Origin of the sequence: Algihabitans sp. (assembly GCF_965226985.1) — a bacterium.
In the GTDB taxonomy this organism is placed as follows: Bacteria; Pseudomonadota; Alphaproteobacteria; order Kiloniellales; family DSM-21159; genus Algihabitans.
Window position 1 is genome coordinate 3,377,618 of the sequence record NZ_OZ245712.1, and the last position, 23,862, is coordinate 3,401,479.

A 23,862-nucleotide genomic window follows, 5' to 3' on the forward strand; every position below is an offset into this window, starting at 1 on the left:
CCAGTCGGACACTTCGGCGGTTGCGGCCCGGCGCCGGCCGAAGTTGCGAAGGTTGGCTTGGACGCTCGCGCTGACAGCCGCAACGGGCGCGCTGGCTTTCGCTGCCGTCGTGGAGCCGCGCCTTTTAAGCTCGCCGGAGACCAGTGGACGACTGGCCGGGTTCTGCAGCCCCCTGACCGTGACCGACGCCGCGACAGGAGAGCCCTTGCGGGGGATCGAGGATCTGGTGACGCTGCCCGACGGCTCCCTGCTGCTGTCCGCACAGGATCGCTGGAATTTTGCCAGTAGCGGGGATGCCTCGCCGAGCGGGCTCTATCGTCTGCCTCCCGACTGGACAAACCTTGCCGGGATCGACGGAAGCCGACCGGTCGCCGCCAGGAACCTGACCCAGGAGATCTTCCCGGTCTTTCGCCCACACGGGATCGATGCGATTGCCGGCGAAGACGGCTCCGTCCGCGTTTTCGCCGTCAACCAGGCCGGCGGCAGCCTGCAGTCCTCGACCGCCATCGATGTCTTCGACCTGCGCGACGAGCACCTCAGTCACATCGTCCGGATCGACGACTCCAGGTTCTGCCAGGCCAACGATCTCGCCGCGATCGACGGACAGACCGCTTTGGTCACGCTCGACACCGCCGCCTGCGGCCGAGTTGCGAATTGGCGCGAACTGGTGTTCGGGCCGCCCGCCGGTTCCGTCGTCCGCCTCTCGCTTCCCGACCCAGAAGTCGGCGAGGGATCCGACGAGCTGCAGGTAACGCCGCTCGTCACGGGCCTTCGTTTCGCCAACGGCATCGCAATCGGCGACGAAGCCGTCTGGGTGGCCGAGACGCGCGGCCAGCGATTGCTGCGCCTTCCAATCGAAATCGCCTCGGCGGAGGCCGCAGAGACCGGCGGGGATAACATGTCGTCCGCTATGCGGGTTCCGCTCCCGGCGAGCCCCGACAATCTGACCCTGACCGCCGATGGCGACTTGCTGGTCACGCAGCACCCGTCACTGCTGCGTCTCGCGGTACATCGCGCGCCCTGGCTGCGGCTAGGCAGCTCCGGCACACGGGTCGACCGGCTGGCCACTGGCGACGCCGAAGACGCCGAGGCGCAACTGGAGTGGCTGGACCCGCAGGGCCGTCTGCTGTCGGCCGGAACGGTGGCCGCGCAGAGCCCCGCCGGTCTGGTCGTCGGATCCGTAACGGCCACAGGTTTGGCTTGGTGCCAGGACCCCGGCCAGGACTGAGACTAACGGTGTTCGAGACGAGCCATGTCTGACGCGACGCTGAGAGACGCCGCCAGAGCAGAGACGCAGGCGCGCCTGAAACTGGATCTGGTGACCGGCGGCCATGGCTTCATCGGACGGCATCTGGTCCAGGAGTTGCGGCGCGAAGGCAGGAACGTGCGAATCCTGGATATCGCCAACCCCAGCGAGACGCCATACGGCGAACCACTTGTGCCCGCCGTGGAATCGCTGGTCGGATCGGTGACCGATCCGGTTGCCGTGGCCCGGGCCGTCGAGGGTGTCGAGCGTGTCTTCCACATCGCCGGCGATCCCAGTCTCTGGCGCGCAGACAAGGCAGCCTTTGACCAGATCAATCACCAGGGAACCCGCCTGGTCCTGCAGGCGGCGGCAGCGGCCAAGGTCCGCAGCATCGTCCACACCTCCAGCGCGGCGATCCTGCCGTTCGGCGAGGTCGCGACACTCTCACCGGACGACGACCGGCAGACGCTGACCCCTTCGGCCATGCCAGGCCCCTATGCACGTTCCAAACTGGCGGCTGAGCGCGCCGCCACCGCCGCCGCACGCGACGGTGTGCCGGTCACGATCGTCAGTCCGAGCCTGCCGATCGGCGCCGAGGACTGGCATCTAACGCCGCCGACGGTGATGATCCGCGATCTTCTGGAGCGGCGCACCCCGGCCTACCTCGACTTCGACGTCAGCTTCATAGATGTCCGCGACTTGGCGCAGGGTCTGATCCGCGCCGCCGAACGGGGGAAGCGAGGCCACCGCTACGTCCTCGGTCATCCTCCCCTTCGTTTCTCGGCCTTTCTCGACCGCCTGGGCGCGGTCAGCGGCGTGCCCATGCCGCGACGCTCTCTCCCGCCCCGCGTCGCGCTGGCCGTCGCCTGGGTGTCGGAGCTGCTTGCCGACCACATCACGCGGCAGCCCCCGCGTGCCACGCTGGAGGGCGTGCGAATGGCCGGCCGTCCATTGAGTCTCCCATTCCGGCAATCGGCGGAGGCCTTGGACCTCGCCCTGCGGCCGCTCGACGAGTCCTTACAGACGATTGTCGACTGGCTACGGACGAGCGACGGAGGCCGCACGCGCTAGAGCAGGATCGCCTTAGGTTGAATCGCTTTGGCGATCCCACCTAAGGCGTGAATCCTACTCTCATCATAAGTTTAGAGTGCGATTCACGTGTTTGACGGAAGCGAAGGCGCTTCCGTCAAACACGATCGCGCTCTAGAGCGCGCTCTAACCTTGGGATAGGGCCGGAGCCTCGTCCGGGCTGTTCTCGAATTCGCCGAAGGACCAGGTTCGGCCAGGCGCCGCCTCGAAGAGACTCTTGGTGTAGGCGTGCTGAGGATCGGCGAAGAGATCCACCGTCCGGCCGGCCTCGACCACGACGCCGCGATGCATGACCGCCACGCTGTCGCAGACCTGTGCCGCGACCCGCAGATCGTGGGTAATGAACAGCATCGCGAGATGGAACCGCTCGCGCACGTCGTCTAACAAGTCCAGGACCTGCGCCTGGACGGACACGTCGAGAGCCGAGACGGCCTCGTCCGCGACAAGGACCTCGGGCTCCATGGCCAGCGCACGGGCGATGCAGATCCTCTGACGCTGTCCGCCGGAGAACTGATGGGGATAGCGCTCCACCGCCTTGGGCTCGAGGCCCACCAGATTCATGAGGTCGCCGGCACGCTCCCAAGCCTCCTTCCGCGACAGGCCGAAATTCATCGGGCCTTCCACGATGGACTGGCCGACGGTGCGCCGGGGATTCAGGGAACGATAGGGATCCTGAAAGACGATCTGGACGCGGCGACGATGACGCCGCAACAGACGCGTCGGCAGGAGCGCGATGTCGTCGTCGTCGACGAAGATCTGCCCGCCGGTCGGATCGATCAGGCGGACGATGCAACGGGCAACGGTCGACTTGCCGGAACCGGACTCGCCGACGATCCCCAAGGTCTCGCCACGACGCACATCCAGGGTCACGTCTTTGGCAGCATGGACCTCGCGCGCCTTCTGGAAGAAACCGCCGCCGCCGTAAACCTTGTTGAGATCGCGGGTCGAGAGCACGATCCGGTTCTTCTCCGCCGTCTCACGATGCCGCGGCGTGAGGCTGGGAACGGAGGAGATCAGCATGCGTGTGTAGGGGTGTTCGGGAGACTTGAGCAGACGCTCCGTCGGCCCCTCCTCCACCACTTTGCCGGTCTGCATGACCACCACGCGGTCCGCAATGTCGGCGACCACGCCGAAATCGTGAGTGATGAAAAGCACGCCCGTGTCGTGCTCGCGCTGAATGTCCTTGATTAGCTTCAGGATCTGGGCCTGGGTAGTGACGTCCAGCGCCGTCGTCGGTTCGTCGGCGATCAGCAGCGCCGGCTCCAGCGCCAGGGCCGCCGCGATCATGATTCTCTGCCGCTGACCGCCGGACAGCTGGTGAGGATAGCTGTGGCGCAGCTTCTGCGGATCGGGCAGACGAACCGCGTCCATGACCTCCAAGACGCGGGCGACACGCTGCTTCTCCGACAGATCGCTATGGATGCGCAGCACTTCCTCGATCTGCCTGCCGACGCGATGAACGGGGTTCAGGGCCGTCATCGGCTCCTGAAAGATCATCGACATGCGCGCACCGCGCAGGTCGCGCAGCTCCTGCGGCGTCTTCTCCAACAGATCCTCGCCGAGCAGCCGAATGGCGCCCTTGACGGGATTGAGTTGCTTGCGCGGCAGCAGTCCCATAACCGTGTGCGCAGTCACCGATTTCCCGGAACCGGACTCGCCGACCACGCAGAGGATCTCCTGCTTGTGCACGGCAAAGGAGACGTCTTCGACCGCGTAAGGCCGATCCGCGCCGGCCGGCAGCGTGACCGAGAGGCCGTCCAACTCCAAAACAGGCTGTTCGCCGATCATACCGGAGATCTCACATTTTCTTCGCGATGCGCGGGTCGAGCGTATCGCGCAGGCCGTCGCCCAGGATGTTGACGGCCAGCACGGTCACGGCCAAAGCGATGCCGGGAAAGAAGATGATCCAAGGCGTCAGCTGGAAGTAGGCCCGGCCCTCAGCCATGATGTTGCCCCAACTCGGCACCTCTGGCGGCGTACCCGCGCCGACGAAAGACAGCAACGCCTCGAGCAGCATCGCCGAGGCGCAGACGTAGGTGGCCTGCACGATCAGAGGCGGCACGGTGTTCGGCAGGACGTGGCGCAGCAAGATCTTCGGCAGCGGCGTCCCGCTGGCGATGGCCGCTTCGACATAGGGTTCCTCGCGCACCGAAAGCACCATCGCGCGGACCAGCCGTACGACCCGGGGAATCTCCGGGATGGTGATGGCGATCGTCACGGTGACCAGACTGGCGCCGGACAGCGAGACCAGCGCAATCGCCAGCAAGATGCCGGGAATGGCCATCAGGCCGTCCATCACCCGCATCAGAATGGCGTCGAGCAGGCGGATGTAGCCGGCGATCAGACCGATGATCAGACCGAAGAAGACGCTGAGCGCGGCGGCCGACAAACCTACGATCAGCGAGATGCGCGTGCCGTAGACCGTACGGCTGTAGATGTCGCGTCCGAACATGTCGGTGCCGAACCAGTACTCAGCGCCAGGCGCCTTCAACCGCTCGATAGGGTTGAGCGCGATGGGGTCGGTGGGGGCCACCACCGGGGCGAAGACCGCGATGAAGACCATAAAGACAAGCAGACCGCCGCCGATACCGATGGTCGGATAACGCTGGAAGACCTGTCGCCGCAGCGCAGCGGCGCGGGCGCGAAAACCGCCCTGAACAGAGTCGCGTTCGATCAGCAGGGTCAATAGCGGATCCTCGGGTCGATCAACGTATAGAGAATGTCGATCGCCAGGTTGATCAGGATGTAGACGAAGCTGAACATCAGGATCAGGCCTTGAATGATCGGATAGTCGCGCTTCAGGATCGCATCCAGCACCAACCGGCCGAGACCGGGAATGTTGTAAACGCTCTCCGTCACCACGACGCCGCCGATCAGCAGCGCGATCCCGATACCGATGATGGTGACGATGGGCACTGCCGCATTGCGCAGGGCATGGACGATCAGCACCTTCCACTCGAGCTGCCCCTTCGCCCGCGCGGTCCGCACGTAGTCTTCGTCCAGCACCTCCAGCATGGAGGCGCGGGTGATGCGCGCGATCAAGGCGATGTAGATCACGCTGAGAGTCAGCGCTGGCAGGGTGATCGATCTTAGGAAGGGCACGAAGCCCTCCGAGATCGGCCGATAGCCCTGGACCGGCAGAAGGCCCAGCTTCAATGAGATGAAGTAGATCAGGATATAGCCGAGCACGAAGACCGGGATCGAGAAACCGACCACGGCAAAGATCATGATGCTTCGGTCGATCCAGGTGCCCGCCTTCCAGGCGGCGATCACGCCCATCGGCACCGCCACCAGGATCGTGACGATCAGGGTGCTCACGGCCAGCATCAGCGTCGGCTCGAGCCGCTGCGCGATCAGCGTGGTGACCGGCAGGTTGGAGAAGATCGAGATGCCCAGGTCACCCTGCAACAGGGTCCAGACCCAGGTTCCGAACTGAATGTGAATGGGCTGATCCAGCCCAAGCTTGGCGCGAATGCGCTCGATATCGGCCGGACTGGCGTAGTCGCCGGCGATCACGGTGGCCGGATCGCCGGGACTGAGATGCAGCATGAGAAAGACGAAGAGCGCCACCACCCCCATGACGGGGATGGTGGCCAGAAGCCGTCGGGCGATGAAACCGAACATCGGGTGATCAGCTCTCTCTTCGCAAGCGGTCTAGTTCTTGGAGACGTTCCAGAAGAACTGGACGGGCGACTTGATCAAACCGGACACGTTCGACCTGTAGGCCACCGGGATGAACCAGGTGCCGAAGTTGGCGTGCGTGACCACCTGCAGAGCCCGGGCGTGAACCTCGTCCGCCAGAGACTTCTGCACGTCGGGATCGGTCTCTTTCGAGAAGGCGTCGCGCAGCTCCTCCAGCTTGGGGTCGTCCGGCCAGCCGAACCAGGCCCGCTCGGTCCCGCCGGTGGAGAGTCCGGTGTGAGTGACGGGGTTCGAAATGTCGCCGCCGATCCACCAGGTGTGGAAGATGTTCCAGCCGCCGTCCGCGACCGGGTCCTGATTCGCACGGCGCGAGGTCAGAGTCGCCCAGTCCATCGCCTGAAGCTCCACCTCCATACCGATGTCGCGCAGGGTCTGGGCGGTCACGAGGCTGGCGGCGTTCAGGACCGGAATGTCGGTGGCCTGCAGCACGACGACGGGTGTTCCGTCGTAGCCGCCCTCCTCCAGCAGCTTCATCGCCGTCTCCTTGCTGGGATTGACCAGCAGGTCGGCCCCGGCCGTCGTCTCCAGCGGAGAGCCGCAGGCATAAAGCGACGTACAGACCTTGAAGTACTCGGGATTGCCGATCGCCGCCTGCATGTAGGTTTCCTGATTGACGGCGGCGACCACGGCCTGACGAACCTTCTCGTTATCGAAGGGCGGGTGCAGGTGGTTCATCCGCAGCATGCCCTGGTTGCCCAGGGGGTCGAGAACCTCGACGACGATGTCGCTGTTCTGCTGCAGGATCGGCACCAGATCGACCGGCGGCGCCTCCCAGTAGTCGACCTCGCCGTTCAGCAAGGCGTTCAGCGCGGTGGTCTGGTCCGGAATGTAGAGCCATTCCACGCGGTCCACCTCGGCGATCTTCCCACCGGCGGCGGCACTGGGCGCCTCTTCGCGCGGGGTGTAGTTCTCGTTTCGCAGATAGACGACCTTCGAGCCCGGAACCCAATCCTCCTGCGAGAACATGAAGGGTCCGGAGCCGACGATCTCCGACACCTGCTCGAAGGGATCGGTGTCCGCGAGGCGCTTCGGCATCATGAAGGGCACGTTGGAGCTGATCTTGCCGATCGATTCCAGAACCAGTCCGTAAGGCTCCGACAGCGTCAGCACGATGGTCTTCTCGTCGGTCGCCTCCAGCGAGGCCACCACGTCCATCAGCTTCTGCCCCATGCCGTCGCGGGCACCCCACCGCTTGAGGGATGCCACGCAGTCTTCGGCGGTGACCGGGGTGCCATCATGCCACATCAGACCGTCACGTAGCACGAAGCTCCAGGTGAGGCCGTCCTCGCTGACCTCCCAGGTATCGACCATCTGAGGCTGCGGCTCCAGGTTCTCGTCCATCGCAAAGAGCGTGTCGTAGACCATGTAACCGTGGTTACGGGTGATGTAGGCCGTCGTCCAAATGGGATCGACGTTCTTAAGATCGGCATGCGGAATGACCCGCAGAACCGTCTCGGCCTGTGCCGCCTGTGCGGTCAGTCCCACCGCGGCGCCGAGCGCTACGGCCGCAGCGGTCAGAACGCCGAAGCTTCGCCTTGTGATACTCGCCATCGAGAGCCTCCTGGTTGTCTTTTGGAACCTCACCCGGTGACCGGCACACTGTGTGACAGCGCTATCGTTTTGTTTTTCGGATCACCCGAGGTCCTGAGCTTAACTTTCAAATCCTGTGCCAGTCGCCCGACGGATGCGAGTCCGAAGTCCCAAATCTCGGAAAAAGCCCGCATGGCGCGTGGCCAAAGAGACCCTGGCCACACCGAGAACGCGAACCTCAGGCAAGAGGCACCACAGACAGACTGCTGAAAAATCAGACAGTCTGTCTATTGCGTGCCTAACATGCCTGTATTGTATCCAGTAGTCGGCCGGTTCCGAGGGGCCCCGGGCGCTCCGATTCGGACGGTTGACCGGAGCTCGGGAATGCGGCTTCGTGAGTCGTCTCGTCCTCGTTCTCCTTCTCCCTCAAAACCGGCGGCCCCTGCTTCATGACGGATCTGCAAAGCACTTGCCTCGACGCCATCGCCCGCGAGGCTCTGGAGATCGCGGTCAATCCCAACTACGCGGCCCTACAGCCTTACGGTGTGCGCCAGAGTGCCGTCATGAACCGGGCGGCCTTCGAAGTCGCCCGAGCAGAAATCGCGGGCTGGCGGGGCTACCGCCCCACTCCTTTGATCGCTCTGCCGGGCCTGGCGAAACGGCTCGGCCTGGGCGAGATCCGCTACAAGGACGAGTCGGGCCGCTTCGGCCTCGGCAGCTTCAAGGCGCTGGGCGGCGCCTATGCTGTCCTGCGCCTGCTGAAGCACCGCATTGCGGAAAGCAGCGCCACGCTCCCCTCGACAGCGGCAATCCTGGAGGGCGAGCAAGCAGATCTGGTTTCGGACACTACGGTCTGCTGCGCGACCGACGGCAACCACGGGCGCTCGGTCGCCTGGGGCGCACAGACCTTCGGCTGTCGTTGCGTGATCTTCGTGCACGCCACCGTCAGCCAAGGCCGCGTCGACGCCATCGCCCGCTACGGAGCCGAGGTGCGGCGTGTGCCGGGCACCTACGACGAAGCCGTTCGGGAAGCGGCGCGTCAGGCCGAGGCCGAAGGCTGGACCGTGGTGTCCGACACCTCCTATCCCGGCTACCTGGAGATCCCTCGCGACGTGATGCAGGGCTATGCCCTGATGGCCGAAGAGGCCTTGACCCAGTGCGGCACCTCCCTGCCGACCCATGTTCTGGTCCAGGCCGGAGTCGGCGGCATGGCGGCCGCTATCTGCGCGCACCTTTGGGAGACGCTGGAAACGCGGCGCCCCAGCTTCATCGCCGTCGAGCCGGACCGGGCCGCCTGCCTGCTGGCCAGCGTGCGGAACGGCCAGGCAAGTCATGTAGAAGGGGCGTTGGACACCATCATGGCCGGCCTGGCCTGCGGCGAGACCTCGCTGCTTGCCTGGGATATCCTGGACGAAGGTGCGCGCGCCTTCATGACCGTCACCGACAGCGCGGCACGCGAAGCCATGCGGTTGCTTGCTGAGGGCTGCGACGGCGATCCTCCGCTGGTCGCCGGCGAGTCCGCCGTCGCCGGACTCTGCGCCACGGTCGGTGCGCTGGCCCGGCCGGCGGTACGCGAGAGCCTCGGCCTCGGTCCAGACAGCCGGGTTCTGCTGTTCGGCAGCGAGGGAGATACCGACCCATCGCTCTACAGCGAGATCGTCGGGCGCTCGGGCGACGACGTGCGCCATGCGGTTTCGGCCGGATGACTGCTCATAAAACCTGGCCGCCGCTACGAGAGGAGAGTCCGTCATGACCCAATCCGCGTCCCGCATCGTCACGGTCGGCGCCGCCCAGTTGGGGCCGATCGCCTTGGCCGAGACCCGAGCCCAGGTCGTCGAACGCCTGATCTCCCATCTGCGCGAGGCGGCCTTGCGCGGCTGCGACCTGGTGGTTTTCCCGGAGCTGGCTTTGACCACCTTCTTTCCGCGCTGGTTCATGGAAGATCAGGCAAAGGTCGATGCCTTTTTCGAACGGGAGATGCCGGGCCCGGACACACAGCCTCTGTTCGACGAGGCCAAGCGGCTCGGTCTGGCCTTCAGCCTGGGCTATGCGGAACTGACTGAGGACGGCGGCAGACTCCGCCGTTTCAACAGTTCCATCCTGGTCGACAAGCAGGGCCGAATTCTTGGCAAGTATCGGAAGATCCATCTTCCCGGACATGCTGAAAACGAACCCTGGCGCGCCTTCCAGCACCTGGAAAAACGCTACTTCGAAACCGGCGACCTGGGCTTTCCCGTCTTCGACGGGCTGGGCGGCCGCATCGGCCTGTGCATCTGTAACGACCGCCGCTGGCCCGAGACCTATCGGGTAATGGGCCTGCAGGGCGTGGAGATGGTGCTGCTGGGCTACAATACCCCCGTCCACAACCCGCCCGCGCCGGAGCATGACCGTCTCGGCTGGTTCCACAACCAGCTCGTGATGCAAGCCGGCGCCTACCAGAACGCCACCTGGGTCGTCGGTGTGGCCAAGGCCGGCAACGAGGAGGGTGTGCCGATGATCGGCGGCACCCAGATCATCGCGCCGACGGGCGAGACCGTGGCCGTCGCGGTGACCGAGGAGGACGAGTTGATCACGGCCGCCTGCGACCTGGACCTCGGCCTGTCCTACAAGCAAAGCGTCTTCGATTTCGCACGCCACCGCGAGCCCGAGCACTATCGGCTGATCGTGGAGACCAAGGGACCTCGGCAGGATCGGCCGAAGGCCGCCGAGTAGGCCTGCTCTCATCATAAGATTTAGAGGGCGATTCACGTCTCAGGTGGAAGCCAAACGCTTCCACCTGAGACGATCGCGCTCTAAGCCGCCAGGACGCGCTCCAGCCAAGCGGCGGCGGCAAGCAGCCGGGCGTCGTCGTCGAAGCCGCCGACCAGCTGCACGCCGAGCGGCAGGCCCGAGGGATCGCGTCCTGCCGGCAGCGTTACGCAGGGCTGCCCGAGCAGTGTCCAGGCCCGATTGAAGGCCGGATCGCCAGTGGCCGCCAAGCCGCGCGGTGCGGCACCGGGCGCCGATGGCGTGAGCAGGACATCGACGTCCTGGAACAGTGCCGCGAGCGCCGCCCTGGCCTGTCTGCTACGCGCCCGAGCCTGCAGATAGTCGTTCGGGTCGACGCGCGCGCCGGCATCGGTCAGCTCAAGCAGCGGCGTGCTGAGCGCCTCGCGCTTGCCGCGACGTTCATGCGCCAGGGACCGTGCACCTTCGTAGGCCATGATCAGCTTCTGATCCTCGAACAAAGAAGCACAGACGTCCGGCAGTATAACCTCCGTGACCTGCGCACCTGCCGCCTCGGCCACGGCGGCCACCTTTTCCAGCGTCACTGCCATGGCCTCGCTGGGGGACGACCAGAGCGCAGCCTTGTAGAGGCCGATCCGGGGGCTGCCCGTCTCGCCGGACGGACGCAGCAACAGACCAGAAAGTACTTCCGCCAGCAGGGCGGCGTCGGCCAAATCCCGCGCGAAGACCCCGACCGTGTCGAGCGACCAGGCGAACTGTTTCACGCCGAAGGTCGCGATCGTGCCGAAGGTCGGCTTGTAGCCGACCACACCGCAAAAGGCGGCCGGACGGATCACCGAGCCAGCGGTCTGGGTGCCGAGCGCGAAGGGCACCATACCCGCGCCGACCGCTGCAGCGGACCCGCTGGAGGAACCGCCGGGTGTGTGGTCGGTATTGTGCGGATTGGCGGTCGGCCCGGGATGAAAGTAGGCGAACTCCGTGGTCACGGTCTTGCCGGGCAGCACGCAACCGGCCGCACGTGCCAGCGCCACGGCGGCCGCGTCCTGGCCGGGGCGGTGCCCGGCGTAGAGCGGCGAGCCGTAGCTGGTCGGCCAGTCGAGCGTGTCGAAGACGTCCTTCACACCCAGTGGCATTCCCGCCAGCAGGCCGGCTGAGGCCCCCGCTGCCGTCCGGGCCGCCTCCGCATCCAGGCAGACCCAGGCTTTGACCTCAGGTTCGCGCGCCGCGATCCTGTCCAGGCAGGCGTCCAGGTAGTCGCCCTGCTTCAGTCGCCCGGCCTGGGTTTCCGCAAGCACCCAGCCCGCCGTCCGATCCGCCAACTCCATCCGACTCTCCTTAAGATGTATCCGATCCGCTCCTCTTAACCTAGCGAGCGGCGACGCAAGCGGGCTATCCTCCAGATCCTCACAGCATCTTCGCGAAAGTCGATGGGAGCGTGCAAAGCATGAGTCGAGACTCCAATCGGGCCGATCTGTTGATCCGCAACGCCACGCTGATCGACGGCTCGGGCGCCGCGGCGCGGCACGGTAGCCTGGCGGTTCGCGATGACCGGATCGTCGCCCTCGGTACGCTCGATGGCTGGACAGGCGCCACCGACGTCGATGCCGGCGGCAAGGCGCTCGCGCCGGGCTTCATCGATGTGCACACACACGACGACCGCGCCCTGATCGCCAATCCGGGCATGGACTGCAAGGTCAGCCAGGGGGTGACCACCGTGGTCACGGGCAACTGCGGCGTCAGCCTGGCCCCCCTGGCAATCGACCGCCGCCCCCCGCCACCGCTCGACCTGATCTGCGAAGACCCGGCCGGCTTCTTCGCCGATTTCGCGGACTACCTGTCTTTTCTCGACCGCGAACCGCCCGCCACCAACGCCCTGGCCCAGGTCGGTCACTCCAGTCTGCGGGCCGGCGCGCTCGACAGTCTCGACCGGCCGGCCACCTCAGCGGAAGTGGCGGCGATGCGCGGCAAGCTGGAGGAGAGTCTGGAGGCCGGCGCTATCGGGCTCTCGACCGGCCTGTTCTATCCCCCCGCCACGGCGGCCCCGACCGAGGAGGTCATCGAACTGGCCAAGGCCTTACGTCAGGCCAAGGCGCTGCACACGACCCACATGCGCGACGAAGCCGATCACGTCACCGAGTCTCTGGAGGAGACCTTCCGCATCGGGCGGGAAGCGCAGGTACCGGTCGTCATCTCCCACCACAAGTGCGCCGGTCAGGCCAACTACGGCCGCTCCGCCGAGACCTTGAAGCTGATCGGGGCAACCCGCGAGAAGCAGCACGTCGGCCTGGATGTCTATCCCTACGTCGCGGGCTCGACGATGCTGGACGCAGATTGCCTGGCCGACGCCAGCAGAGTGGTCGTCAGTTGGTCGATCCCCCACCCCGAGGCGGCGGGCCGCGACCTGGAGGACATCGCCGCCGATTGGGGTGTGGCCGTAGAGGAGGCGGTCGCCCGACTGACACCCGCCGGCGGCATCTTCTTTATGATGGACGAGGCCGACGTGCAGCGCATCCTGGCCTTTCCCCACAGCATGGTCGGCTCCGACGGGCTGCCGCACGACTCCCACCCGCACCCTAGGCTCTGGGGCACCTTCCCGCGCGTGCTGGGCCACTACAGTCGGGACCTTGGGCTCTTCAGCCTGGAGGAGGCGGTGCGCAAGATGACCGGACTTCCGGCTTCGGAGTTCGGCCTGACCGACAGGGGCCGGCTCGCCGTCGGGGCGGCGGCGGATCTGGTGCTCTTCGACCCGGAGGAAATCATCGACGCCGCGACCTTCGACGCGCCCAAGACACCGGCGCGCGGCATCCGGGAGGTCTGGGTGAACGGCCGCAGCGTCTGGCGCGACGGCGCCACGACCGGCGCGCGACCCGGCCGCGCCCTGCGCCTGCAGTCCTTGACCGTGCCGAGCGCGGCTTGATGACGGAGGCGACCCGCAGGGTCGGCCTCATCGGCCTCGGCAACATGGGCCTGCCGATGGCGCGGACTTTGGAAGCGGCGGGCTTCGCGGTCACCGGTTTCGACGCGGCGGAGGCACGTCGGGCGGCCTTCTCGCCGAGCGCCGACACGGTGACCGACCTCGCGGCCGGGAACGAAACCCTGCTGCTGTCTCTGCCGACGTCGGAGATCGTGGAGAAGGTTGTGGCCGAAGCCGCACCCGCCCTGGCAGCCGGCAGCCTGATCATCGATACTTCGACCGCAGAGCCGGCCTCTACACGACGACTGCAGAGCGAACTGGCGGCCAAAGGTCTCGGCTACGTGGATGCGCCGGTCTCCGGCGGACCGAGCGGCGCCCGCAACGCACACCTGCTGGTCATGGCAGGCGGAAGCCCAGCCGACCTCGACCGCGCCGAACCCCTTCTGACCGCCCTGTCCAGACAGGTTGTGCGCTGCGGCGGACCGGGCACGGGAAACGTTACCAAGCTGGTCAACAACCTGCTCTGCGCGGCCCACCTCACCCTCGCCGGCGAAGCGCTGGCCCTTGCCGAAGCCGGCGGCCTCTCGCCCGAGGCGTTACTGGCCGCGCTCAATATCGGTTCGGGGCGGAGCGGCGTGACCGAAGTCAACCTGCCGCGCTGGGTGCTCTCCGGCGATTTCGATTCCGGCTTCTCCATGGGCCTGATGCGCAAGGACGTCGGCATCGCCCTCAAGCTGGCGAAGGAAGCCGGCCTGTCTCCTCCAATGGCGCAGGCAGCCGCTGCGATCTGGGGAGAGTCGCAGAACGCCGTCTCTGACGATGAGGATTTCAATCGCATGGTGACTTACGCGAAGGAGTTTAGCCGGAAATGAGCGGCCTTCTGGACAAACACCTCTCGATCTGGTTCGGCGCACCGGAGCGCTTCGGCAGCCTGATCGGCGGAGAGCTGCTGCCAGGCGGCGGAGCGAAAGTCCAGGTCGTCGATCCAGCCACTGCAAAGCCGCTGTTCGACTATCCCGACTGCGGCGCCGACGGTGCGCATCAGGCCCTGGAGGCTGCCGCGCACGGAAAGGTCGCCTGGCAATCGGTCACGGCCAGCGCCCGGGGCCGCGTCCTCTGGCGCATGGGCGAACTGGTCCGCCAGCGTGCCGAGAGCTTGGCCGTTCTGGAGGCCATCGTCGCCGGTAAGCCGATCCGCGACACACGAGCTGAAGTGCTCAAGGTCGCGGAGATGTTCGACTACTACGCAGGCTGGGCCGACAAGCTGCACGGCGACGTGATTCCCGTGCCGACCAGTCACCTGAACTACACCCGTCGCGAGGCGCTGGGCGTCGTGGCGCAGATCACGCCCTGGAACGCGCCGATCTTCACCGCCGGTTGGCAACTGGCGCCGGCCCTGGCGGCGGGCAACGCCGTTGTCCTGAAACCCAGTGAGCTGACGCCCGTAACCTCCGTCTGTCTCGGGTTGCTGCTGCATGAGGCGGGCCTGCCGAGCGGCGCCGTCAACGTGCTCGCCGGCCTGGGCGGCACGGCGGGCCATGCGCTCGTCTCCGATCCGCGCGTCGCCAAGACCGTCTTCGTCGGCTCGCCCGCGACGGGCCGCGCGATCGCGGAGACGGCGGCGCGCAATCTCCGGCCCTGCCTGCTGGAACTGGGCGGCAAGTCGGCCAATATCGTTTTTCCGGACGCCGATCTCACACGCGCTGCCAAGGGCGCCCAGGCCGCCTGCTTCGCGGCCGCCGGCCAGAGCTGCACCGCCGGTTCGCGGCTGCTCGTCCATCGCAGTGTCGCCGAACCTCTACTGGACTTGGTTGCCGGAGGTGCCGGACGTTTGAAGGTCGGCCTACCGCTGGAGGAAACCACCGAGGTAGGACCGATCAACAACGCGCAGCAGTTCGCGCGCGTCGAAGAGATGGTGACGGCCGGACGCGCGGCCGGTGCAGAGGTGATGGCCGGCGGCGGCAAGCCACTGGATGCCGGAGAGGGCTACTTCTACGCACCGACCGTCCTGAGCGGCGTCACGGCAGAGATGGCCGTGGCGCGGGAGGAGATCTTCGGCCCGGTGCTGTCCTGCCTGCTGTTCGACGAGGAGGAGGAAGCCTTGGCCCTGGCCAACGACAGCCCCTTCGATCTCGCCGGCGCCGTCTGGACCGCCGACGTCGGGCGGGCGCATCGGGTGGCCGCCGCCGTGCGCGCCGGGAGCTTCTGGATCAACGGCTACCGCACGCTCTCCGTCATGTCACCCTTCGGCGGCATGCAGGGCTCGGGCTACGGGCGCTCCAGCGGTTACGAAGGCCTGCTGGAATATACGCAGCCCAAAAGCGTCTGGGTGGAGACGGATACGGCGGCGCCACAGCCCTTCGGCTATGCCGGAGACTAGGTCTCTCTTCTGGCGCGATAGATCGCTAGGCTCTGAAGATCGCAGGCCCCACTGCAGGCACCGCCGCAACCGCCGCAGTGACTTGTGAAGGGTTCGCGTAGGGCATCACCCCGATGGACCAGAACCTCCAGCAGTCCCTCGGCGGTTCCCGGCTCGATATCGAGATGCGCCGCGATCTCACTCAAGGTGCAGGGCCTGCTTTGTCTCAAATGATCGCGCAGGTTGGCCAGCATCGCGGCCTCACTCCGCCGGTTTTACGACAGGCACAGTCTCGCCCTTCTGGCCCAGCCACCGCATGGCGGCGAGCGACAGGGCAAGTGCGACTGCGACACCGAGAATCCAGCTCGCTGCGCCGACCGGGTCCTGCTGCCAGCGGGCGGCTTGATAGAAGGAGGTCGCGACGCCGTAGGCGAGGCCGGTGGTCCAGACGCCCGCGAAAGCGCTCCAGCCGAGCCCCAGCTCGCGGTAGATCGCTCCCATGGCGGCGAAGCAGGGGAAGTAGAGCAGGACGAACAGCAGGTAGGCGAAGGCGCCGACCTGACCGTCGAAGCGCTCCACCATCGCACCGAAGGTTCCAGTCGAGACCTCCTGCGCTTCGGCGGCCGCCCCCAGCTCCGACAGGTCGCCGATGACGATGCCGAGCGGGTCGAGCAGCCCGGCCGCCACGCCGCCGAGATTCTCGGGAACCGTCGCAGCGGCCTCGGCAAGGCCGCCCAGCAGGCTGAAGGCGGTCTCTTCCTCGACCGGTCCTTCGGCTCCAGCGACGGCAAACGCGCCATAGAGGTTGTCCAAGGTTCCAACCACCGCTTCCTTCGCCAGAAGACCGGTGAAGATGCCGACCGTGGCGGGCCAGTTGTCCTCCTCGATCCCCATCGGCGCAAAGGCCGGCGTGACGGCGCGTCCGACATCGGCCAGCAGCGAGTCTTCGATCCCCACCTCGCCGAAGCTGCCGTCCCGGCTGACCGCGCTCAGCACGGACAGCACCATAACCATCAGAACGATGACCTTGCCGGCGCCCCGAACGAAGACCTTGAGGCGGTCCGAGGTCCGCAGCAGGACGTTGCGCAAGGTGGGCAGGTGATAGCGCGGCAGTTCGATCACCGTCGGACCGGTGGTGCTGCCGACCAGCAGGGTACGCTTCAGGGCCAAGCCGGTGAGGATGGCGACCAGAATGCCGACGATGTAGAGCAGGAAGACCAGATTCTGCCCGTTGGTCGGGAAGAAGGCGGCGGCGAAGAGAGCATAGACGGGCACCCGCGCACCGCAGGACATGAAGGGAATCATCATGATGGTTGTCTTGCGGTCCCGCGCGTCGGAGAGAATGCGCGTCCCCATCACGCCCGGCACGCTGCAGCCGAAGCCCACCAGCAGAGGCAGGAAGGCCTTTCCCGGCAGACCGGCGGCACGCATGAACCGGTCCATCACGAAGGCCGCGCGCGCCATGTAGCCGCTGTCCTCCAGTACCGCCAGGAACAGAAAGAGACAGCCGATGATGGGAATGAAGGTAGCGACCGTCTGGATACCGCCGCCGACCCCGTCGGCGAGGATCACCGAAAGCCAGGCTGGCGCAGACAAGTCGGCCAGAAGCTGACCTAGGCCCTCGACGAAGAGCGTTCCGGCGAAGATATCGAAGAAGTCGATGAAGGCGCCGCCGATACTGATCGTCCAGAGAAACATCAGATACATCAGGCCCAGGAAGATCGGCAGTCCGAGAGCGCGGTGCAGCGTGACCCGGTCGATCCGGTCGGAGACGGCGCGCGACAGTTTGCGCCGACGCCGTACAACCTCCTCCGTGACCGCCATGATGAAGCCGTAGCGGCCCTCGGCGAGCAAGAGATCTGACGGCTCGCCGCTTTCCCTTTCCAGCGTTATCAGGCGTCGTGCGATCGCTGTCGCGCCTTCCGCCCGGAGGTCGCTGAGGGTCTGCCTGTCCCCCTCGATCAGGCGAATGGCCGCGCGCCGGGCGGGAATAGAAGCCATACCTGCCTGCACAAGGCTGGCGGCCATGTCGTCGAGAGCCCCTTCGACCAGAGAGCCGTGGTCGATCAGATCGGAGCGCTGCTGCGAGCGGCCGCGCAGGCTCTGCCGGATCGCGACCTCCAGCGCACTCAGGCCTTCGCCGCGCGAGGCGACCAGCGGTACTACGGGGCAGCCGAGCCGCCGAGACAGCGCAGCCACGTCGATCTCGATGCCGCTGACGCGGGCGAGGTCCATCATATTGAGCGCAACCACGACCGGGTAGCCTTGCTCCAGAAGCTGGACGGCCAGATAGAGATGCCGCTCGATGTTTGTCGCGTCGACGATGTCGACGATGACGTCCGCCTCACAGGCCGCTAGGTAAGCGCGGGCAACGCGTTCGTCTTCCGAGGTCTCGGTCGGCGCGAAGGAATGGATACCGGGCAGATCGACGGCAGTTCCCTCAAGGGCTCCAAGACGGAAGGAACCGCTGCGCTTCTTCACCGTGACGCCGGGCCAGTTCGCCACCCGCTGTCGCAGGCCGGTCAGCCGGTTGAAGAGGGAGGTCTTGCCGGTGTTAGGGTTACCGATCAGCGCGATAGTGATCGGCGTCATGGTCTGACTCCTCCGGCTGCCTCAGCAGTCGACGAGTCCTCCGCAATCCAGATGCGCGCGGCGAGCGAACGCGGCAGCGCCAGACGCTCCCCACCCAGGCCGACGATCACGCCGTCGCGCCCGTGATTCAGCAGAACCTCGACCAGCACGCCGCTGCGCAAGCCCAGTTCGGCCAATCTGCGGTTCATCACCGGCCCAGCATGAAGAGAGTCGATCCGAACTAAGCGCTCCTGCGGTACCGCGGACAAGGAGCGGTCGCGAGACGGTTCGTCGCCTGGGACAACGACGCTAGGACTGGTCTGGGGCATTCCGACCTCCTCGCTTTGCGTTCAATATCGATCTTGTCGCGATTGATAATCATTCTCATTGACTTTGATCAAGCGATCTTTCGACCGGTCCACGACGATTCCCGTGAAAAGACCTTTGTGAACCGACTTTCGACTTCAGACGGTCAGGGACATCAGGTGGTTGTCAAAACGGCGCAAACTCAGGTCGAGCGGCACAAGACGACCGTCCCGCAACTCGGCCAGCTTGCCTTCGCCGGAAGTCAGCCGAAATCCGGTATCGGCGGCATCGACAGCACAGACGTCCGGCAGATCGGCGGCGCCGAGAAAGTCGCCATCGTTCCGCCAGAACGTGGCCAGACCGCCACGCGGGGAGGTGACCGCGAAACGGCGACCGTCGTTCGAAAAGGCGACGGACCCGCAGTAGTTTCTCAGTCCGGTCTGTACCGCCTTGGGCGCGGAAACCAGATGGAGCCTTTGCCCCAGCCGGGTGAGGCCGATCAGCGGCGGCTGCGCGAGAGGATCGCCCTCCCACTGCGCGACCACCACCACTTGGCCGTCGCGCGCGATATCGAGATGGCGCAGCGACAGGCGGTGCAGCTCCGCCGGCGGCGCGACCTGCTGCAGTAAGCGGCCGCTCCCGGCCTCCAGGAAGACCACGGAGGGAGCCATCTCCGTCAGGTTCAGCTTGGCGCGTGGCGCCTCGGGATGGGTCAGGATTCCGCCGTTGGCCACGATCAGAGTTCTGCCATCGGCGGACAGACGGATCTCATGCGGACCGACCCCGTGACTCGACAGTTCGCCGATCCGGCGAAAGCCGTCGGCCGCGTCGTAGACGCCGATCACGCCCCGTTCGCCGTCGTAGTCGTTCTCGGTCGCATAGAGCCGATGTCCATCGGCGGAAAAGCAGCCATGCCCGAAGAAGTGGCGTCCGCGTGCCGCTTCGATCTCCCTCTTGCGCAGCCCCTTCTGGAGATCCAGCACCACGGCGAAGCGGCCCGGTCGACGGGCGAAGATGACGGCCCGCCGCCCCGCGGCATCCCAGGCCATACCATGCCCGCGCGCCGGAAGATCGAGCGCTTGCAGTGTCTCCCCCGCCGCGCTGAGAACACCGGCGCGGTAGCGACCGTCCGCCGTCTGCCAGGCAGCCAGAAAGTCCGAGCGGGCGGCGGCCCAGGTCGCCTTGGGCCGAAACGCACCTGCGGCGAGCAGCGCGAGAAGGAGACGACGGGAGAGCTGCGGCCCCGCCATGGATCAGTCGCCGTCGAAGGCGTTGAATCCCCGCGAGAGCCCCAGAGCGGCCGATGCCCCTCCGTTGACCTCGCGCACCAGAACCTCAGAGAGCGTCATGGCGTAGCGCCAGCGGTTGCGCTGGTCCGGGTCCACGACGGACTCGGCGAAGGAGCCTTCTATGGCTTCGAGCGTGTTCGAAAGCTGTTGGAAGCGATCGCGGATCCGCGCGTCGATCTCCGGATTGCCGGCAGCCACCGCGCCGGCAATTCCGCTGTCCAGATAGTAGGACTCCAGACCGGCGACCATGGCCTGAAGGTGCGGCATGGTGAGACCGCTGCGACGAAAGGCGGCGCGGCGCGGACGAGCATCCTCGACGGAATCCCCGACCACCGGCAGCAACGTTCGTTCATGCAGAAACTGCAGGCCGCTGCCAAGCGCCTTGAACAACTCGGACAGAGCTTCCCGGTCGTCCCTATAGAGCGGATTCTCGGGGCCGGGCTCCGTCAGGTAGAGCGGATAGGCCGCTCCCTCCTGCCAGGCGGCGGCGGTCGCCGCGATCTTGTTGTTCAAGTTCTCTGAGATGGCCTTGGCCAGATCGCAGCGCGGAAACCCGATCTGCGACGCTTGCTCCGGATCCGTCATGACCCGTTCGAAGGCCGAAAGGCTCTGCACCGCCACGCTCATCTGAGCCAGGCTCTCGGCGGACAGAGGTCTGTCTCCCAGCGACGCCTTCAAACCGCTGAGATGTCGGCTGGTGAAGTTTCGCGGATCGGGCCAGAAGAAGATGCTGAGAAAGCGGTCGTCTTCCATGACCGGACCGAACCGCAGGTGCTGGACGCCTCCCCAGGCCACCACGGCATCGGCGAAAGCCCGTTCCATCTCCGGACCGTCCGGGGTGTCTCCCGCCGCACAGCGGGCTGCCAGCGTCGCCTCCAGTTCGGCGAAGGCTTCGGCAACGGTACTGTAGCCGGGCCGGATACTGGCCGAGACGGCGGTGTCCACAACCTTCGCGTAGTCGGGTGTGGCCTCTGCCCGCGCCGAGGGAGCGGCGCCAGCCAGGAGCGTTCCGGCGAAGGTCGCGGCGACGCCTGTGGCCAGAAGTGAGCGAACCAGAAGCATGGTCTAAAGCGATCCGATAAAGGCCAGGAGGTCGTCGCGCTCCTCCGGCGTCATCGCCACCACGGCATCGCGGGCGGCCTGGGCTTCGCCGCCATGCCAGAGGATGGCCTCGAGCAGGTTGCGCGCCCTGCCGTCGTGCAGAAAGAAGGTGTGGCCGTTCACCGTTTCGGTCAGCCCGATTCCCCACAGCGGAGCGGTGCGCCATTCGCGTCCGGTCGCCTGCCACTCCGGCCGCCCGTCGGCCAGCCCCTCGCCCATGTCGTGCAGCAGTAGATCGGTGTAGGGCCAGATCAGCTGGAAGCTCGTTCCCCCAATCGCCGCATCGCGGCGCGTCACGTACTTCGGCGTGTGGCAGGCAGCGCAGCCGCTGGCATGGAACAGCTCCTTGCCGCGCAGCACCTCCGGCTCCTCCAGGTCTCGACGCGCCGGCGGTGCCAAGGTCTCGGTATAGAAGGTGACGAGATCCAGCACGGTGTCGGGCGCCTCCACATCGCCGAGCGCGACCTGAACGCCCGTGGGCGCGGCCTGACAGGCCGTCTGCGCCTCGGTGCATTCGCCCGCATGGTAGGGCGTGAAGCTCGTCGAAATCCCGATGTCCCCGGTGAAGGCATGGGCCGACTGCTGCCGCACGTTGGGATTACCCGCCTTCCAACCGAAGCGTCCCAGAACCAGCTCGCCGGTCGTGTCGTCGCGTACCCAGTTCGGCCGACCAGAGATCCCATCGCCATCGGCGTCGTCCGGGTCCGCCTGGGCCAAGATGTCGCCCTCATGAATGGCCTCCAGAAGGCCGAGGCCGATCACCTGGCTGGCGACCCGAGGGCTCACCATCAGCTCGGGATGGGTCGGACCGTAGCCAAGATCGGCGATGCCGTAGACCGGCTTGCGCAGGCTGACCGTCTCACCGCCGTTGAGTTCGACCGGCACCTCCTCGTAGGTGATGGTCATCTGGCCTTCGGCAAGATGACCGGGTACGGCGAAGTTCTGCAGCTGGCCGCCATAGACCGGATCGGGAATCACACCGACCTGACCGCTTTCGAGAAGCTGCCGCTGCGCCTCGTTCTGAGGCGGAATAGAGAGGCGCAGGAACATCGATATCGCCGTCTCCCCCTCGGCGGGAGGATGGCCGCGCCCGTCCTTTAGGTGACAGCGTTGACAGGAGCGCGCGTTGAACAGCGGGCCCAGACCGTCGGAGGCCTGGGTTGAAGCCGGGGAGCTGACCCAGAGCTTCCGAAAGATGCCGTTGCCGACCCGGAAGAGCTGTTCCTCCTCAAACGTCAGGGTCTCCAGCGGATGAGAAAAGGCATCGCGATTGATCAGCTTGCGCGACGTCCCGCCACCGCCCGGCCAGCGCTCGAAAGCCTCGGCCTTGGAGAAGTCGTCAGGCAGAGCCAGGACACCGAGGACGCGCGTGCGCTCCTCGGCGGTCAGGTCGTCGCGATGATCGAGAGACCGCTCGCCCGGCGCGGCAAACACGGCGACGGCCCCGAAGGCGACGGCCGATAGGAAGGCAACGAAGGCCAGAGGCTTCACGGTCACGGTCTCTGTCGGACCCCCCAAATCCTACTGCTGCGGTTTATCACCGGCCGCACGGAACGCGGCCGACAACAGGTCCACACAGATACGGTAAGGGGGCGGTGGAAAGCCATAAGCGACGAAACGCTTCGGCTTTCCACCGCCCCAATCTGTAACTCCCGTCTCGCGGCCCGTCTTACTGGAAAACCGCGCTCGGGTTGTCCAGGCTGTCGGAGCCCATGAAGGCGATCGGCTGCAGATCCAGAGCGGCGACGGCGCGCTCGATGCTGCGGGTCTGCTCGACCAGAGTCTCGATCAAGGCTTCGACGGTGGCATTCCCTTCGGCGTTGCCGGCCGCGATCATCTGGTCGTAGTGCTCGACCCGCTCGGCCCGCTGGACCAGGTCAAAGGCTGCCTCGTGGCTCCGGTCGAGACCGGCCCGCAGCTCTTCCGCCACGCTGGAGTCGGCCTCGGCGAGCAGGGCCTCCAGGCTCGGGCCGCTGACCCGCGTTCCGTCTACGCGGTGATAGGTCCCGGTGAAAACGTTGATCATGCCGACGACGTTGTAGAAGTGACTGTTGTGCGTGTTGTCGGCGAAGCAGTCATGCTCCTCCTCGGGATCGTGCAGCAAGAGACCGAGCCGCATGCGCTCGCCGGCCAGCTCCCCATAGGAGAGGGAGCCGAGCCCGGTGAGGATGCGAATCAGGCCCGCATCCGCCCCCTGCGCCGTCAGGGCGGCGCGCGCCTCGCCGTCGGGGCCCCAGGCGTCGACCATCTCCTGCAGGTCGGTCAACAGCAGATCGGTCGCGGCAACCAGATATTCGGCGCGGCGATCGCAGTTTCCATTGGTGCAGTTCGCCATATCGAAGTCGGTCGCCGGGCGGGTTCCGGCGCCGGGGCCGGTGCCGTTGAGATCCTGGCCCCAAAGCAGGAATTCGATGGCGTGATAGCCGGTCGCCACGTTGGCCTCGACCTCGTCCGCTTCGTGCAGAACGTCGCTCAGCAGGGTCGGCGTGATGGCCGTCGCGTCGATTTCGCGTCCGCCCACCGTCAGGGTCGCGTTGGCGACGACATTGACCGTGTAGTAGCGATTCTCGTCGGATTCCGTGCCGTAGGCGCCCTCGACGTAGTCGATCAGACCCTCATCCAGCGGCCAAGCGTTCACTCGCCCTTCCCAGTCATCGACGATCTCGTTGCCGAAGCGATAGACCTCGGTCTGCTGATAGGGGATCCGCGCGGCCAACCAGGCAGCTCGCGCCTGCATCAGGGTCGCCTCGCTCGGGCTTTCGACCAACGCTTCGACGGTCGCTCGCAAGGTCTGGGCCGTGATCAGGGAGTCTTCGTAGCCGGCCTGCGCGATATCGGCGTAGGTCTCCAGCACCTCAGCCGGCTCGGCCGCCTTGCCCGACGCCGCCGTCAGCAGACTGGCAACCAGCAGTGCGCCGCCGGCCAAGAATCCGTATCGTGTCGCGCGCGCCCTCTTGGCGCCCGCGTCTGCCGTACCGGCGGTGATAACTCTCATAGCTTCGCGTCCCTTGTTTTGTATCGTATGTGC

19 protein-coding genes are annotated in these 23,862 nt (G+C 66.2%); 7 read left to right on the top strand and 12 right to left on the bottom strand.

All coding sequences use genetic code 11. The annotated features are described in order from the left end of the window. The first annotated feature begins 52 nt into the window (after positions 1 to 52). The gene (locus ACO054_RS15430; protein ID WP_421707478.1) at positions 53 to 1,228 is read left to right on the top strand and encodes a hypothetical protein; all 1,176 of its coding nucleotides are present in this window, start codon (positions 53 to 55) and stop codon (positions 1,226 to 1,228) included. A 24-nt stretch (positions 1,229 to 1,252) separates the two neighbouring features. After that, the gene (locus ACO054_RS15435; protein ID WP_421707479.1) at positions 1,253 to 2,317 is read left to right on the top strand and encodes an NAD-dependent epimerase/dehydratase family protein; all 1,065 of its coding nucleotides are present in this window, start codon (positions 1,253 to 1,255) and stop codon (positions 2,315 to 2,317) included. A gap of 144 nt (positions 2,318 to 2,461) precedes the next feature. On the opposite strand, the gene ACO054_RS15440 is transcribed toward ACO054_RS15435, so the two are convergent. From ACO054_RS15440 to ACO054_RS15455, 4 genes are read right to left on the bottom strand one after another with little or no spacing between them, the layout of a single operon-like run. Further along, complete coding sequence (locus tag ACO054_RS15440; protein WP_421707480.1) at positions 2,462 to 4,123, bottom strand: dipeptide ABC transporter ATP-binding protein; 1,662 nt, start codon at positions 4,121 to 4,123, stop codon at positions 2,462 to 2,464. A 10-nt stretch (positions 4,124 to 4,133) separates the two neighbouring features. Then, a complete protein-coding gene (locus ACO054_RS15445; protein WP_421707481.1) occupies positions 4,134 to 5,021 on the bottom strand; it encodes an ABC transporter permease in 888 nt (295 codons plus the stop codon). Further along, positions 5,018 to 5,959 (bottom strand): ABC transporter permease, encoded by a 942-nt coding sequence (locus ACO054_RS15450; RefSeq protein WP_421707482.1) that lies wholly within the window; start codon positions 5,957 to 5,959, stop codon positions 5,018 to 5,020. The genes ACO054_RS15445 and ACO054_RS15450 overlap by 4 nt, the downstream gene beginning before the upstream one ends. Positions 5,960 to 5,989: 30 nt before the next feature. After that, positions 5,990 to 7,588, bottom strand: a complete 1,599-nt coding sequence (locus tag ACO054_RS15455) for an ABC transporter substrate-binding protein (RefSeq protein ID WP_421707483.1) — start codon at positions 7,586 to 7,588, stop codon at positions 5,990 to 5,992. Positions 7,589 to 8,016: 428 nt separating this feature from the next. Here ACO054_RS15455 and ACO054_RS15460 point away from each other — a divergent pair, with 428 nt between their 5' ends. Next, entirely contained in the window at positions 8,017 to 9,273 is a 1,257-nt protein-coding gene (locus ACO054_RS15460) for a diaminopropionate ammonia-lyase (protein ID WP_421707484.1), read from the top strand. 43 nt (positions 9,274 to 9,316) lie between these two features. Continuing rightward, complete coding sequence (locus ACO054_RS15465) at positions 9,317 to 10,279, top strand: N-carbamoyl-D-amino-acid hydrolase (protein ID WP_421707485.1); 963 nt, start codon at positions 9,317 to 9,319, stop codon at positions 10,277 to 10,279. Positions 10,280 to 10,359: 80 nt separating this feature from the next. Here ACO054_RS15465 and ACO054_RS15470 read toward each other — a convergent pair whose 3' ends face one another. Beyond that, a complete protein-coding gene (locus ACO054_RS15470; protein WP_421707486.1) occupies positions 10,360 to 11,619 on the bottom strand; it encodes an amidase in 1,260 nt (419 codons plus the stop codon). 119 nt (positions 11,620 to 11,738) lie between these two features. On the opposite strand from ACO054_RS15470, the gene ACO054_RS15475 reads away from it, so the two are divergent. Genes ACO054_RS15475 through ACO054_RS15485 form a run of 3 tightly spaced genes read left to right on the top strand, consistent with a single transcriptional unit; the run spans position 11,739 to position 15,588 of the window. Continuing rightward, positions 11,739 to 13,211, top strand: coding sequence for an N-acyl-D-amino-acid deacylase family protein (locus tag ACO054_RS15475; RefSeq protein WP_421707487.1), 1,473 nt, complete (start codon positions 11,739 to 11,741; stop codon positions 13,209 to 13,211). After that, the gene (locus ACO054_RS15480; protein WP_421707488.1) at positions 13,211 to 14,080 is read left to right on the top strand and encodes an NAD(P)-dependent oxidoreductase; all 870 of its coding nucleotides are present in this window, start codon (positions 13,211 to 13,213) and stop codon (positions 14,078 to 14,080) included. The genes ACO054_RS15475 and ACO054_RS15480 overlap by 1 nt, the downstream gene beginning before the upstream one ends. Continuing rightward, the gene (locus tag ACO054_RS15485) at positions 14,077 to 15,588 is read left to right on the top strand and encodes an aldehyde dehydrogenase family protein (protein ID WP_421707489.1); all 1,512 of its coding nucleotides are present in this window, start codon (positions 14,077 to 14,079) and stop codon (positions 15,586 to 15,588) included. Before ACO054_RS15480 ends, ACO054_RS15485 begins: the two co-directional genes overlap by 4 nt. Here ACO054_RS15485 and ACO054_RS15490 read toward each other — a convergent pair. The 7 genes from ACO054_RS15490 to ACO054_RS15520 form a co-directional block, all read right to left on the bottom strand. Continuing rightward, positions 15,585 to 15,821 (bottom strand): FeoC-like transcriptional regulator, encoded by a 237-nt coding sequence (locus ACO054_RS15490; protein WP_421707490.1) that lies wholly within the window; start codon positions 15,819 to 15,821, stop codon positions 15,585 to 15,587. The genes ACO054_RS15485 and ACO054_RS15490 overlap by 4 nt on opposite strands. A 7-nt stretch (positions 15,822 to 15,828) precedes the next feature. Further along, positions 15,829 to 18,159: a Fe(2+) transporter permease subunit FeoB gene (gene feoB, locus ACO054_RS15495; protein WP_421707491.1), complete on the bottom strand. Its 2,331-nt coding sequence runs from the start codon at positions 18,157 to 18,159 to the stop codon at positions 15,829 to 15,831. Further along, on the bottom strand, positions 18,156 to 18,467 hold the full coding sequence (locus tag ACO054_RS15500; RefSeq protein WP_421707492.1) for a FeoA family protein: 312 nt from the start codon (positions 18,465 to 18,467) through the stop codon (positions 18,156 to 18,158). The genes feoB and ACO054_RS15500 overlap by 4 nt, the downstream gene beginning before the upstream one ends. A gap of 135 nt (positions 18,468 to 18,602) precedes the next feature. Next, positions 18,603 to 19,694 (bottom strand): DUF1513 domain-containing protein, encoded by a 1,092-nt coding sequence (locus ACO054_RS15505; RefSeq protein WP_421707493.1) that lies wholly within the window; start codon positions 19,692 to 19,694, stop codon positions 18,603 to 18,605. A gap of 3 nt (positions 19,695 to 19,697) precedes the next feature. Next, entirely contained in the window at positions 19,698 to 20,795 is a 1,098-nt protein-coding gene (locus ACO054_RS15510; RefSeq protein ID WP_421707494.1) for an imelysin family protein, read from the bottom strand. A gap of 3 nt (positions 20,796 to 20,798) precedes the next feature. After that, positions 20,799 to 22,325 (bottom strand): di-heme oxidoredictase family protein, encoded by a 1,527-nt coding sequence (locus ACO054_RS15515; protein WP_421707495.1) that lies wholly within the window; start codon positions 22,323 to 22,325, stop codon positions 20,799 to 20,801. A 178-nt stretch (positions 22,326 to 22,503) separates the two neighbouring features. Continuing rightward, positions 22,504 to 23,829 carry an imelysin family protein gene (locus tag ACO054_RS15520; RefSeq protein ID WP_421707496.1) on the bottom strand — a complete coding sequence of 442 codons (1,326 nt, stop codon included), beginning with the start codon at positions 23,827 to 23,829 and terminating at the stop codon, positions 22,504 to 22,506. Positions 23,830 to 23,862: the final 33 nt, after the last annotated feature.